Annotated in this window: 12 protein-coding genes; 4 read left to right on the forward strand and 8 right to left on the reverse strand. The window is 64.4% G+C overall.

The window, feature by feature from the left end:
- Nucleotides 1-13: 13 nt before the first annotated feature.
- Nucleotides 14-1,528, reverse strand: coding sequence for an ABC transporter substrate-binding protein (locus D2T30_RS07020; protein ID WP_164884240.1), 1,515 nt, complete (start codon nt 1,526-1,528; stop codon nt 14-16).
- A gap of 221 nt (nt 1,529-1,749) precedes the next feature.
- Here D2T30_RS07020 and D2T30_RS07025 point away from each other — a divergent pair, with 221 nt between their 5' ends.
- The 3 genes from D2T30_RS07025 (at nt 1,750) to D2T30_RS07035 (ending at nt 3,915) form a co-directional block, all read left to right on the forward strand.
- Nucleotides 1,750-2,643 (forward strand): LysR family transcriptional regulator, encoded by an 894-nt coding sequence (locus D2T30_RS07025; RefSeq protein WP_128208291.1) that lies wholly within the window; start codon nt 1,750-1,752, stop codon nt 2,641-2,643.
- 493 nt (nt 2,644-3,136) lie between these two features.
- The gene (locus D2T30_RS07030) at nt 3,137-3,457 is read left to right on the forward strand and encodes a plasmid stabilization protein (protein ID WP_128183411.1); all 321 of its coding nucleotides are present in this window, start codon (nt 3,137-3,139) and stop codon (nt 3,455-3,457) included.
- A gap of 5 nt (nt 3,458-3,462) precedes the next feature.
- Complete coding sequence (locus tag D2T30_RS07035) at nt 3,463-3,915, forward strand: PPC domain-containing DNA-binding protein (RefSeq protein ID WP_128208292.1); 453 nt, start codon at nt 3,463-3,465, stop codon at nt 3,913-3,915.
- Nucleotides 3,916-3,925: 10 nt separating this feature from the next.
- Here the strand turns inward: D2T30_RS07035 and D2T30_RS07040 are convergent, their stop codons facing one another.
- Nucleotides 3,926-4,534, reverse strand: coding sequence for a UdgX family uracil-DNA binding protein (locus D2T30_RS07040; protein WP_128208293.1), 609 nt, complete (start codon nt 4,532-4,534; stop codon nt 3,926-3,928).
- 122 nt (nt 4,535-4,656) lie between these two features.
- Here D2T30_RS07040 and D2T30_RS07045 point away from each other — a divergent pair, with 122 nt between their 5' ends.
- Nucleotides 4,657-4,890 (forward strand): hypothetical protein, encoded by a 234-nt coding sequence (locus tag D2T30_RS07045; RefSeq protein ID WP_128208294.1) that lies wholly within the window; start codon nt 4,657-4,659, stop codon nt 4,888-4,890.
- Here the strand turns inward: D2T30_RS07045 and D2T30_RS07050 are convergent.
- From D2T30_RS07050 to D2T30_RS07075, 6 genes are all read right to left on the reverse strand, one after another.
- Nucleotides 4,874-5,953: a DNA topoisomerase IB gene (locus D2T30_RS07050; RefSeq protein ID WP_206612878.1), complete on the reverse strand. Its 1,080-nt coding sequence runs from the start codon at nt 5,951-5,953 to the stop codon at nt 4,874-4,876. The two genes, D2T30_RS07045 and D2T30_RS07050, sit on opposite strands and share 17 nt — an antisense overlap.
- A gap of 203 nt (nt 5,954-6,156) precedes the next feature.
- Nucleotides 6,157-7,650 (reverse strand): amidase, encoded by a 1,494-nt coding sequence (locus tag D2T30_RS07055; RefSeq protein ID WP_128208296.1) that lies wholly within the window; start codon nt 7,648-7,650, stop codon nt 6,157-6,159.
- Nucleotides 7,651-7,673: 23 nt separating this feature from the next.
- Nucleotides 7,674-9,314 carry an ABC transporter ATP-binding protein gene (locus D2T30_RS07060; protein ID WP_128208297.1) on the reverse strand — a complete coding sequence of 547 codons (1,641 nt, stop codon included), beginning with the start codon at nt 9,312-9,314 and terminating at the stop codon, nt 7,674-7,676.
- Nucleotides 9,314-10,192: an ABC transporter permease gene (locus D2T30_RS07065; protein ID WP_128183423.1), complete on the reverse strand. Its 879-nt coding sequence runs from the start codon at nt 10,190-10,192 to the stop codon at nt 9,314-9,316. Before D2T30_RS07065 ends, D2T30_RS07060 begins: the two co-directional genes overlap by 1 nt.
- Nucleotides 10,193-10,196: 4 nt before the next feature.
- Entirely contained in the window at nt 10,197-11,111 is a 915-nt protein-coding gene (locus tag D2T30_RS07070; RefSeq protein ID WP_128208298.1) for an ABC transporter permease, read from the reverse strand.
- A gap of 84 nt (nt 11,112-11,195) precedes the next feature.
- A complete protein-coding gene (locus D2T30_RS07075) occupies nt 11,196-12,710 on the reverse strand; it encodes an ABC transporter substrate-binding protein (protein WP_128183427.1) in 1,515 nt (504 codons plus the stop codon).

Raw genomic sequence — 12,710 nt, forward strand, 5'->3', positions numbered from 1 at the left:
GCCTGCCCTCGGCTCAGTTGCTCGACACGGTGAGGTTGTCGAAGATCATGGTTTCATCCGGACGTATGGCGAAACCGTTGACCCGGTTCGAAACGCCCAGCGCCTGCTTCTGATACCAGAGGAAGACATAGGGATCCTGATCCCAGATGATCTTCTGGACTTCGCCGTAGATCTTTTTCTGCGCCTCCGGATCGACGGTCGCCCGCCCTTCGGCCAGCAGCCGGTCGACTTCGGGATTGCTGAAGCCCGAGATGTTGGTGCTGACGCCCGTCTTGAACAGGCGATAGAGGGTGAAGTCGATGCCCGCCGTCGCGCGGCCGACCATCGTCATGTTGTCCTTGCGCTCAGACAGCGGCAGGCGGCTGTTCGCCGACCAGTTCGACAGATCCATCACCTGCGATTTCGCGTCGATGCCGATCGCCTGCCACTGGGCGACAAGCGCCTGACAGACCTGCGAATCCTTGATGTAGCGGCCATTCGGGCAGGTCACGACCAGCGACAGCGGATTTCCGGGCCCATAGCCCGCCTCGGTCAGCAGGTCCTTGGCCCGCGCCGGATCGAAGGGCTTCGGCGGGAAGGTCGCGCGCAGCTCGTCCTGCGTTCCGGGGCCGACCATGCCGACGGACGGCGTCGCCAGCCCGCCCAGAATCCCCTGGATCATGCCGTCGCGGTCGATCGAGATGTTCAGCGCCTCGCGCACACGCCGATCCGCAAGCACCCCGGAATTGATCAGCTCCATGCTGATCGAAAACATGCTGTCCGGCAGGATCACCTTGGCGAGGCCGGAGTCGTTCACCGCGTCGATCGCATCGGCGGGAACGCGATCGACCACATCCGCCTCGCCCGTTTCGATCAGGGCCATGCGGGCGCCGTCCTCGGGCACCGACATGAAGGTGATCTTCTCAAGCGTGGCGGGCAGCGCGCCCTTGTAGGTGGGGTTCGGGATCAGGCTGAACCGCTCGCCGCCGATGAATTCGTCGATGACATAGGGACCGGATCCGACGGGCTTGCGCCCGTATTCGGCGCCCATCTCGGCATTCGCCTTGACGTCGATGATCCCCGCGGCGCTGTTCGCCAGCAGCATCAGGATATGGCCGTTCTGCTCGGCCAGATGGAAAACAACCGTGTCGTCGCCCTGCGCCTCGGCCCGCCCGAGCGAGGCATAGAGACCTGCGTAGATCGAGCCGCTCTTGGGATCGAGCAGTTGATTGAACGAGGCGGCGACCGCCTCGGCATCCAGCGGATTGCCGTTCGAAAAGACATGCCCCGTCTCGAACCGGACGGTGAAGGTCATCCCGTCTTCAGACCAGCCCCATTCCTGTGCCAGCTGCGGGACCACCTTGCTGTCGGCCCCCATTCGGAAAAGCTGCTCGAAAACCAGCATGTCGACGGCATTGCCGACCGGCAGCGCGTTGACATGCGGATGGAAGGTCGTCGCATCGGCCCCCACGGCGATGGTGATGGTGCCTTCGGCTGCCGCATTCGCCACGACAGGCATCGCCGTCGCGATCATCAGCGCGGCTGCCATCCGTCTGACCGAGAGTCCAAAAGAAAGAAGCGGTTGCATCGAAAATCCTGTTGCTGTGGATGTTCCGCCGTTTTTCCGGGCCAGACGGCCCCGCTCCCACGGCTTCTTGTTTCCGGATGCGGCGACCCGTTTCGGGGCGCCCTCATGAGGAAACGTTGTCGTCCGCTTGACTTTGCGTCAAATTATAAATTCCTGATGCACATATCCTGAGGTTATGGGTCGTGAACTACCGGCAGTTCGAAGTTTTCGTCGCGGTCATCGAATGCGGCTCCGTCACCGCGGCGGCCGAAAAGCTGAACCTGTCGCAACCGGCGGTCAGCAAATCATTGAAATTGCTGGAAACGGAGCTGGGCATCCGGCTGTTCCTGCGTGGCATCAAAGGTTTGCAGGCAACGGATGAGGGGCGATCGCTCTATCTGGAAGCATCGCGGATGACCGACAACTATGCCCATCTCGAAGGGTTCGCGCGCAACCTGCCGCAGATGGAACACGCCCGGCTGGAAATTAGCTGCATGCCCGCCCTGTCCATTTTCTGGCTGCCACAGGCGACCGCGAAGTTCATCCACAGCTATCCGGATGCCACCCTGGCGTTCCGCAGCCGCAGTTCGCCCGAAACCGTGCAGCTTGTCGCGCGGGGGGAGCTTGACCTTGGTATTTCACAGGCGCCTTCCGAGGATGCAAGCCTCGAAAAGATCAAACTTTTCGATCTGAATGCGGTGTGCATCCTGCCGATCGATCATCCTCTGGCGGAAAAGCGTGAAATAGACTTTGCCGATCTGAACGGCCGGCGGATCATCACGCTCAGCGCCCCGGACGAATTGCAGCGCAGCTTTCAGGCGATGATGCTGATGAGGGGCCATTCCTACTCCAGCAAGATCGAGATCTCGCTCGGCTCGATGATGTGCAAGGTCGTCGAGGCGGGCGGCGGCATCGGCCTCGTCGACGAGGAATCGGCGCGCCTGCACGATCCGGGGAAATCGCGGGTGCTGCGCTTCTCGACCCCGATATCGACGCCGATCTATCTGCTGCGAAACGTCAACAAACCCAAGACACTGGTCTCGAAGCTGTTTTCCGAACATATCATCGCGATGGCCGGTTCGCGTGATCCGGGATAAGCGCATGTTCCGGTTCCGGGCTCGCATTCGCCGGCGATCCTTCCCCGGAATTCGGGGGGAGGAGGATGGCGGAAAGATCGCTTCCGAGAGATTTTGAAAGCTGCCCCGGGCATCGGCCTGCATAAATCGCAGTTATGCAGAGTGGAATCCGGATGACTTCAGCTATGCCTGCATGCCGGTTTTTAAGGCAAATGGACAACTGAGATTTATCTTTCCCCTGTTTCCGGCGGGTCGCCCGACTTGGCCGCACCCCTGCGCAGCAAGGGGAGGCAGCGAATCGCGGCGAAAACTCTGCGGTCGGAATCCTTCCCTCTACATTTTCCGTCGAAGGTTGCGCCGGACCGGAGGGACCGGCGCAAAACCGAAGCTAGGCCCGAAATCCGCGGCGCGGACAGGAACAAAACGCCGCGCCCGCGGTTCGCCTCAGACAAGGCAACAACGCGCCGACCGCCACGTCTCGCCCGGATGCGGGACCAAACGCAAGGAGACGGAAATGCCACGCGGAGACAAATCGAAATACACCGACAAGCAGGAACGCAAGGCCGAGCACATCGCCGAAGGCTACGAAAAACGCGGAGTCCCCGAAAAAGAGGCGGAGCGCCGTGCCTGGGCCACCGTGAACAAGGACGATGGCGGCGGCAAGAAGCCCGGCGGTTCCGGCAGGGGCGTGCATACCGGCCATCCGGCCGCCCACAAGGGCGGCGAAAAGGGCGGCGAGGCCTCGGCCTCACGATCCGCGGCCGAACGGTCGGCCTCGGCGAAAAAGGCCGCGGCGACCCGCAAGCGCAACGCCGAACAGCACACCGGGGGCTGAGCATCATGGACTGGAAGCTTTTGAAGGAAACCGACGGCCTGCGGCTATTCGCCGTCGTGCTCGACCGGGATGACGAAGCGTTCGGCGCGATCCAGGACTTCGCTGCGCGGCAGAACATCACCGCCGCATCGGTCAGCGCGATTGGCGCGTTCGAGCGCGCGGTCGTCGGCTGGTTCGACATCGAGACGGAAAGCTACCGGCGCATTCCGGTCGAAGAGCAATGCGAGGTCCTCAGCGCGCTTGGCGACATCGGGGTGGACAAGGAGGGCAAGCCGAGCCTGCACCTCCATGCCGTGCTGGGTCTAGCCGACGGGTCGACCCGCGGCGGGCACTTTCTGGAAGGCACCGTCCGCCCGACGCTGGAGGTCATGGTGACGGAAACCCCGGGACACTTGCGCCGCACGAAGAAAAGCGAGTTCGGGATTTCCCTGCTGGACCTGTCCGCCAGAGAGGCGTGACAGGGCAGCGTCAGCCTGCCAGCTCCCAGCCGCGCATGAGGTCGGCGACGAAGGCCGCATGTTCCCTTTCCCGATCGGCGGAGTCGCGGATGCGCAGCAGATAGGACGGGTGAACGGTCGCGATCATCGGCGTGCCGTCCTCGAGTTTCCCGACCCTGTCCCGCAGCGAGGAAATGGACACAGCCCGCCCGAGCAGGCTCTGCACCGCCGTCGCGCCCATCGCAAGGATGACCGCTGGCGCCACCAGCTTGCGTTCCTGGCCGAGCCACCATTTGCAATGCCGGATCTCGCCGGCGTTGGGGCGTTTGTGAAGCCGGCGCTTGCCGCGCTGCTCGAATTTGAAATGCTTGACGGCGTTCGTCAGAAAGATCGCGTCGCGGGGAATCCCGGCTTCCGCCAGAGCGGCGTCGAAAAGCCGCCCGGCCGGTCCGACGAAAGGACGGCCGGCCAGATCTTCCCTGTCGCCCGGCTGTTCGCCGACAACCATCAGGCGCGCCTGATCGGGGCCTTCGCCCGGAACGACCTGCGTGGCGTCCCGGTAGAGAGGACAGCGCGTGCAGGCGGCCTCCGCCCGGGCCAAGGCCGACAGGGACGAGGCTTCCACTTCCGCGGTCGACATTCCGGCGCCCTCCTGAACGAAACTCCCTGTCCGAACCGATGGCCCCCGCCTTTGTTCCCGATCCGGGCGGAACATAACGCGCGCTGACAGGTTCGGTTCTGAACAGGAGAGGAGATCAACCAATGGCCATATGCGACCAATGCGGCAACGACTATGACAAATCCTTCGAGGTGATCATGGCGGGGGAGACATTCGTCTTCGACAGTTTCGAATGCGCGGTCCACAGGCTGGCACCGGCCTGCACGCATTGCGGCTGCCGGATCGTCGGGCATGGCGTCGAGCAGGCCGACGTCATCTATTGCTGCGCCCATTGCGCGGCGCAGGACGGCGCCACCGCGCTTACCGACCGGGCCTAGCCCCGCCGCCTTCGAGCGTTAAGAGCCAGCGCAGGACAAGGGATTCTCCGGCGTCGAGGCCTTTGAACGGGCGGGAAAAGCGCCGGCGGATTGCTTTCATCTCCGCGCCCAGCCGTCCCTGCGCCCAAGCGTCGATCACGGCGGGATGCACATAACCGCTGCGGCAGACGGCGCGGGTGTTGCGCAGCATCCCCGCCACGTCATCCAGCACCGCGTTGAGCGCCCTTGCCTGTTCGCGCTTGGGTCCGGGCAGATCCGTTGCGCCAAGCGCCAGCGCCGCGGCGACCGTCGCGCCCCAGGTGCGGAAATGCTTGGAGGTGAAATCCGGCCCCGCTGCCGCGCGGATGTAGTCGTTCACGTCCTGCGAGCGGATGTCGTGCCGGCCGCCATCCTCATCCAGATACTGGAACAGGCGCTGCCCCGGCAATTCCTGTATCGCCCGGACGACCGAGGCGATCCTTCTGTCCGACAGCTTCAGGCGCCACTTCCGGCCCGATTTCCCGGTGAAGGAAAAGCGCAGGCGCGATCCCTCGACCTCCAGATGACGCGATCGCAGCGTCGTCAGGCCAAAGCTGCGGTTGTCCCGGCGATAGGCTTCGTTGCCGACGCGCATCAGCGTTTCGTCCAACAGACGGACGACCGAGGCCACCACCCGCGCGCGAGGCAACCCGTGTCGACGCAGGTCCTGATCCACCTGCCGGCGCAGCTTTGGCAAGGCGCGGGCAAAGGCGGTCAGGCCGGAGAATTTCGCCGCGCCGCGACGGACCGTCCAGTCCGGATGGTAGCAATATTGCTTGCGGCCGCGATCGTCCCGGCCCGTCGCCTGAATATGACCCGCCGGATCGGGGCAGATCCACACATCGGTCCAGGCGGGCGGAATCGCCAGCGCCCTGATCCGGGCAAGGACGTTCCCGTCGCGTATGGCCTCGCCCTGCTCGTCGCGGTACAGGAAACCCTTGCCGGCACGCTGGCGCCGATAGCCGGGCTCGGTGTCGCTGACGTAGATGAGATCGGCCTGCTGTCCATCCGAAGGCAGGGAATGATCCGGCGCCGCGCGGCTCATGGCAGAACCGTTTGCGCATTGCGGACCGGGCCTTTTGCGACGCCTTGCCCCATCGCAGACTCCCTCATAGGACTGAAGTCTGGAACCGCTGACATCGCGCATTGTTCCCCGGAAAGGTCGTCCCGGGCACCGATGGTGCCCGGATCACGGGACCAAGACGCAATACAGCGCTGCCGGCGATTACCGGGCGATCGCGGCAATCGTCAGTCGAAACCCCTGAACCCCGGCAGGGTCGCAATGGGCGGGCGCGCGGCCAGTGCCGCCACATCCACCTTCGGGAAAGCCATCTCGGGGCTTGCGGCGCAGATCGCCTCGATCTCGCGGGCAAAGCTCAGCAGGGCCGCATCCTCGTTGCGCCGCCCGATGATCTGCAGGCCAAAGGGCATTCCGGTCTCATCCCGCCCGATGGGCAGCGTGATCGAGGGATGCCCCGCAAGGGTGGAGGCATAGGCGAGCGACAGCCAGTGGTAATAGCTTTCGGTCTTCTGCCCGTCGATCTCTTCGGGATAAAGCTCGTGCCAGTCGCGCGGGGAAATGGTGACGGCCGGGGAGAGGATGAAATCCGTCGTCTCGAAGAACTGCTGCCAGCGGCGGTAATAGCTGGTCTGGTCGGTCAGCGCCCGCGTCACATCCTCGACCGAGAAGGAAAGACCTTCCTCGACATTGGCATGGACGTTGGGGCCATAGGCCTCGGGGGTTTTGCGCAGGCCGTCCAGATGGCCGCCCAGCATGACCACGCCGCGCAGGACGGCAAAGATGCGGTCGGCGCCGGTACAATCGGGATGCGCCTCCTCCACCCGGCCCAGATGGGGGCGCAGATAGTCGATGCGCTTGGCAAAGGCGCGGCGGATGATGCCTTCGGTCAGGGTGAAGCCGAAATCCTCGGTCACTGCCACGCGCCAGCGCGCGGCATCGGTGCGCGCGGGCCGGGCCAGCGTCGCGGGAGCCAAGATGGTATGGCCGTCCACGACCGGGGTCAGCGGATCGGCCCGGTCGGACCGCGCCATCACGGACAGCATCAGCGCCACGTCATCGACCGTCCGCGCCATCGGGCCGGAGGTGGAGAAATGGAAAAGCCCGATCCCCCGCCCGTTGCCCGGCACCACGCCGGGCGATGGCCGGTACCCCACCACCCCGCAGAAGGCCGCCGGATTGCGCAGGCTGCCGCCGGTATCCGACCCGGTGCAGAGCGGCGCCATCCCGCAGGCCAGCGCCGCCGCCGACCCGCCCGAGGATCCGGCGGCGCTTTTCGTCGGATCATGCGGGTTGCCCGTCGCACCATAGACCGCATTGCGGGTATTGCCGCCGAGCGAGAATTCCGGATTGTTGGTCTTGCCCAGCACGATCCCGCCCTGTCCGCGCAGGGCGGCGACGATCGGGTCGTCGGATTTCGCCACATTGTCCCTGTAGATCAGCGAGCCGAAGGTGGTGGGCAGACCGCGGACATTGATCATGTCCTTCACCCCGAAGGGCAACCCCTCCACCGCGCCAAGAGGTTCGCCCGACATCTGCCGGGTCTCGGCGGCGCGGGCCTCGGCCAGAACGGCATCCTCGTCCATCGAGACCACGGCATTGACCACCGAGTTCAGCCGGTGCAGCCGGTCAAGACAGGCCCGCGTCAGCTCGACGGGGGACAGTTGCCGGCGCCCGATCAGGGCGCGGGCTTCGGTCGCGGAAAGGTCTGCGGGATCGGTCATGGCGGTTCTCCGGAAAGGGACAATCAGGCGGAAACGGGCGGCAGGGTGGAAATGTCGGGAACTTCCCACCCCTGCCCCGGCATCGCGGCCAGAAGCTGGCGCGTATAGGCATGTTGCGGATCGTTGAAGACCTGCGCAATCGGACCGCGCTCGACGATCTCGCCCTTGCTCATCACGATCACATGGTCCGACACCTGCGCCGCGACGCGCAGATCGTGGGTGATGAACAGCATCGAAAGACCCATGCGGTCGCGGATCTCGGCCAGAAGGCGCAGAACCTCCTTCTGCACCGAAACGTCGAGCGCCGAGACCGCCTCGTCCGCCACCAGTATCTTCGGTTCCACCATCAGCGCGCGGGCGATGCAAAGCCGCTGGCGCTGCCCGCCCGAGAACTGATTGGGATAGCGGCTCAGCGCCTCCTCCTCCAGCCGCACGATGCGGACAAGCTCGCGCGCCCGTTTCATCGCCTCCGACCGCGACATGCCGAAGTTGACCGGCCCTTCGACAAGCTGATCGCCGATGGTGCGGCGGGGGTTCAGCGAGCCATAGGGGTCTTGAAAGACGATCTGGATATCGCGGCGCAGCGACCGCAGGCTCGATCTCTGCGCGCTGGCGATGTCGCGCCCGTCGACAAAGACCTGCCCGCCCGACGGATCGATCAGCCGCAGCATCGCGCGCACCAGCGTGGTCTTGCCCGAGCCGGATTCGCCGACGATGCCCAGAGTCTCCCCCTCGCGCAGCTCGAAGCTCGCGGGTTTCAGCGCCGCCACCTCGCGCGCGGCACGGCCAAAGCTTGCCGGCACGCGGTAGATCTTTTCCAGCCCCTCGACGCGCAGCACGACGGGCCGGCCGCTGACATCCTGCGTGACCTCCGCCTGCCGGCGCGGCACCGCGTCGATAAGCTGGCGCGTATAGGGATGGCGGGGACGGTTCAGAACCTCTTCCGCCGTGCCCTGTTCGACCACGCGGCCCTTTTGCATGACCACGACCTTGTCGGCGACCTCGGCCACCACGTCGAAATCATGGGTGACCAGCATGATCCCTGCGCCCCGCGTCTTGCGGAGATCACGGAACATGGCAAGGATCTGCGCCTGCGTGGTCACGTCAAGCGCGGTCGTCGGTTCATCCGCGATCAGCAGCGACGGGTTGAGCGCCAGCGCCATGGCGATGACGATGCGCTGCCGCTGCCCGCCCGAAAGCTGATGCGGGTAGGAGGCATGGATGCGCGGCGGATCGGGCATCCTGACTTCTTCCAGCAGGGCGATGGTCTTCGCCTTGCGCTCCGCCTTCGGCATGTCGGTATGGGAAAGGAAGACCTCCTCGATCTGATCGCCCACCGTGTAGCAGGGGTTGAGCGCGGTCATCGGTTCCTGAAAGATCATTGCCATGCGATGGCCGCGCAGCTTGGCGTGTTCGGATTCCGACAGCGTCAGGATATCCCGGCCCTCGAACAGGATGCGCCCGGAGGAAACCTTCAGCGATCTGGGCAGCAGCGACATGGTCGCGAAAGAGGTGATCGACTTGCCGGACCCGGATTCGCCCACGATGCAGACGATTTCTCCGGGTGCCACCTCAAGCGACAGCCCCTCGACCGCATGGGGGCGATCGCCGCCCCGGGGCAGATCCACGGTCAGGTCGGTGATGGAAAGGATCGGTGCGGCCATCAGTTGCGTCCCTCCGGTGCTGTGACATCGCGGATGCCGTCGCCGAACATGTTGATGGAAAAGACCAGCAGGAAAAGCGCCACGCCGGGGATCATGATCAGCCAGCTGTCGAAAAGCAGAAGCTCCTTGCCCTCGGAGATCATGAGCCCCCAGCTTGGCGTCGGCGGCTGCACGCCAAGGCCCAGGAAGGAAAGCCCGGCCTCAAGGATGATCGCATGGGCCATTTCCAGCGTCAGGATGACGATCAAATGGCTCATGACGTTCGGCAGCACGTCCTTCCACAGGATGCGGGGCTGCGTGGCGCCCAGCATGTCCGCCGCGGCGATATATTCCATCGACCGCACCTGCATCGTGGCCGCGCGCAGCACCACCGCGAAACGGTCCCAGAGCAGAAGGCCCATGACCATCGTCACGATCAGCAGAGACCCGCCCAGCAACGAGACCGCCGCCAGCGCCACGAGGATCACCGGCATGGCAAGGCGCACGTTGATGAGATACTGCACGAAGCTGTCCACCCGGCCGCCGAAATAGCCCGCCGAAATGCCCAGGACCGTGCCGATCACCATGGAAACCCCGGCAGAGATCAGGCCGATCATCAGCGACACCCTTGCGCCGTAGATCAACCGCGAAAGCATGTCGCGGCCAAGCGCATCGGTCCCCAGCGGATATTGCCATGTGCCGCCCAGCCAGACCGGGGGGCGCAGGCGCGTGACAAGGCTTTGCCTGTAGGGATCATGCGGCGCGATCACCGGGGCAAGGATCGCGATGAGCACGATGGCCAGCAGGACGGCGCCGGAAAGGATCAGGCCGCGGTGGCGGAGCGCGCGTTGCGCCATCTGCCTGCGGGGCGAAAGCGGGAGTGTCCGGGTCATGGTCATGGCCTCAATCCCTCAGCCGCGGGTCGAGCCACGCATTCAGGGCATCCGCGAGGAAAGTGAAGATGATGTAGAAAAGCGAGAAGATCAGGATCAGCGCCTGCATCGTCGGCAGGTCGTTTCGGGAAATCGACTGCCACGCCAGATAGCCCGCGCCATGCAGCGCGAAGACGCTTTCCGTCACGATCGAACCGCCGAGCATGAAGCCCATCTGCACCGCGGCCAGGCTGACCACCGGGATCACCGCGTTGCGCAGCGCGTGCTTGAACAGGATCTTGCGCGGCGGAACGCCCTTGGCCCGGGCGGTGCGGATATAGTCCGACCCCAGCACCTCGATCATGCCCGTGCGCGTCAGCCGCATGATGGCGGGGGTGGCGTAATAGCCCAGAACGATGGTCGGCAGCACGAAGCCCTTCCAGCTGTCGGCACCCGAGGCCGGCAGCCAGCCAAGGTTCACCGCGAACAGGACGATGAGGATCAGCCCGAACCAGAACGAGGGGATCGCCTGCCCCACCACCGCGATGAAAAGCGCCGCCCGGTCGATCATCGAATTCGGCCGCATCGCCGCCAGAACGCCCATCGGCACGCCCACGAGCAGCGCGAAGGAGATGCCCAGCACCCCCAGCGTCATGGTGATCCGCAACCGGTCGGCGATCAGCGTTGCGACCTCGATCTTGAAATAGGGACTGACGCCGAAATCGCCGCGCAGCGCATGGGCGAGCCAGTCCAGATATTGCACCGCGATCGGCCGGTCATAGCCGTGCTGGGCACGGATCTGGGCGATGATCTCCGGCGTCGCATTCTCGCCCGCCAGAGCCACGGCCGGATCCCCCGCCATATAGATGAGCCCGAAGCTGATGACCGAGACGGTCAACGCCACCAGCGCCGCCATCCCGAGCCGTCCCAGAAGATATCTGAGCATTGCCGCCCCTGTTGTCTTGATTTTCCGGTTCCCGACAAAAGGTGCGCCACCCGCCCTGACGGCGGGGGCGCACAGGATGTCAGGTCATTTCCACGACATGTCGAAGAAGCGAACGAATTCGTCCGGCGTCGGCTCGAAATCGAGGTCGGACGCCATCACGTAATTCGACGTATAGGTCCACAGCGGCACCCAGTAGGCCTCGTCGGCGATGAGCTTGAGCGCCTTGGAATAGTTTTCCTTGCGAACCTCGGGATCGGTTGTGGTGTCGCCGGTCCGCAGCAGGGCCGTCAGCTCCGGGTTCCGCACATCATCGATGGCCGAACCGTCGAAGAATTTCGAGGTGGAGGCGGAGACATCGGCGATGGATCCCGACCCCCAGGTCATGAAGGACATCGGGATCTCGTCCTTCAGCACCTTTTCGGCCAGCGCCGAATACTGCAGGAAGGTCAGGTTGGTCCTGATCCCCACTTCCTCAAGCATCTGCGCCATCGCCTCGGCCGCCTGACGGTCGCGATAGGCATAGAAATCGACGCTGAAGCCGTCGGAATAGCCGGCCTCCGCCAGAAGTGCCTTGGCCTTTTCCGGGTCGTAATCGTAGGTGGTCACATCCTGTTCGCAGCCGAACTGGACGGGATTGCAGATGGAATTGATGATCTCCGACGTCGGCGCGAAGAAGGCGTCACGGATCGCCACGCGGTCGATCGCATGGTTGACCGCCTGACGCACGCGGATGTCGGTGAAGGGTTTCGTGCCCGTCCGCCCCGCAGCGTCGAGCGAGAGATAGCCAAACCGCACCGTTGGCGCCTGTGTGACGGTATAGCCGCCGCGCTGCGCGATACGCTGAGCCTGATCCTCGGGCACCTGCCACATGAAATCGACGGCGCCCGAGAAGAGATCGGCGATCTGGGTGTTCACATCGGGGATGGAGCGCACCTCGACGGTGCCGATATGGGCTTTGCCGCGCGGGCCCGCTTCATGATACCCGTCGAAGGCCTTGAGCGTATAGCCCCGGCCCGGGTCGATCGAGGCCACCGCATAGGGGCCGGTTCCGACAGGCTTTTGCGCGAAGCCCTGCGGGCCGACCTCCTGGTAGTATTGGTCGGGATAGATCTGCAGCGCGCTTTCCACATAATCGAGCGCGGCGGGGAAAGGCGCCTTGAGATGGACGCGCACGGTGTATTGGTCGATCTTTTCGGCAGACCCGATCCAGTTCACCGTGTTGGGCATCGCCACGCCCGTCGCCGGGTCGGAGAAGTGGTTGAAGGTGAAGACCACGTCATCGGCGTCGAAATCCTCGCCATTGTGGAACTTCACCCCCTGACGCAGCTTGAACTCCAGCGTCAGGTCATCGACCCATTCGTAGCTTTCGGCCAGATTGCCGACCCATTCGCCGGTTTTCAGATCGCGTTCGACCAGCGCGTCGAAGACCGAATAGCCAAAGACGGTGCTTTCGCGTGCCGAGCTGAAATAGATATCGGCGCTGTCGAGATCCTTGGACAGGGCGATGCGGACGGTATCGTCGCTCTTGCCGGCCATGGCGGTGAGGGGCAGCATCGCGACAAGCGCTGCCGAGCCGAGAATGCGTGACATGGTGCTCAT

Source organism: Paenirhodobacter populi, from assembly GCF_004022215.1.
GTDB lineage: Bacteria > Pseudomonadota > Alphaproteobacteria > Rhodobacterales > Rhodobacteraceae > Rhodobacter > Rhodobacter populi.

Coding starts and splice junctions, on each gene's coding strand:
- D2T30_RS07020 (WP_164884240.1), bottom strand. CDS start 1,528: ATGGCAGCCGCGCTGATGATCGCGACGGCGATGCCTGTCGTGGCGAAT.
- D2T30_RS07030 (WP_128183411.1), top strand. CDS start 3,137: ATGCCACGCGGAGACAAATCGAAATACACCGACAAGCAGGAACGCAAG.
- D2T30_RS07035 (WP_128208292.1), top strand. CDS start 3,463: ATGGACTGGAAGCTTTTGAAGGAAACCGACGGCCTGCGGCTATTCGCC.
- D2T30_RS07040 (WP_128208293.1), bottom strand. CDS start 4,534: ATGTCGACCGCGGAAGTGGAAGCCTCGTCCCTGTCGGCCTTGGCCCGG.
- D2T30_RS07045 (WP_128208294.1), top strand. CDS start 4,657: ATGGCCATATGCGACCAATGCGGCAACGACTATGACAAATCCTTCGAG.
- D2T30_RS07050 (WP_206612878.1), bottom strand. CDS start 5,953: ATGAGCCGCGCGGCGCCGGATCATTCCCTGCCTTCGGATGGACAGCAG.
- D2T30_RS07055 (WP_128208296.1), bottom strand. CDS start 7,650: ATGACCGATCCCGCAGACCTTTCCGCGACCGAAGCCCGCGCCCTGATC.
- D2T30_RS07060 (WP_128208297.1), bottom strand. CDS start 9,314: ATGGCCGCACCGATCCTTTCCATCACCGACCTGACCGTGGATCTGCCC.
- D2T30_RS07065 (WP_128183423.1), bottom strand. CDS start 10,192: ATGACCATGACCCGGACACTCCCGCTTTCGCCCCGCAGGCAGATGGCG.
- D2T30_RS07070 (WP_128208298.1), bottom strand. CDS start 11,111: ATGCTCAGATATCTTCTGGGACGGCTCGGGATGGCGGCGCTGGTGGCG.
- D2T30_RS07075 (WP_128183427.1), bottom strand. CDS start 12,710: ATGAGCACCATGTCACGCATTCTCGGCTCGGCAGCGCTTGTCGCGATG.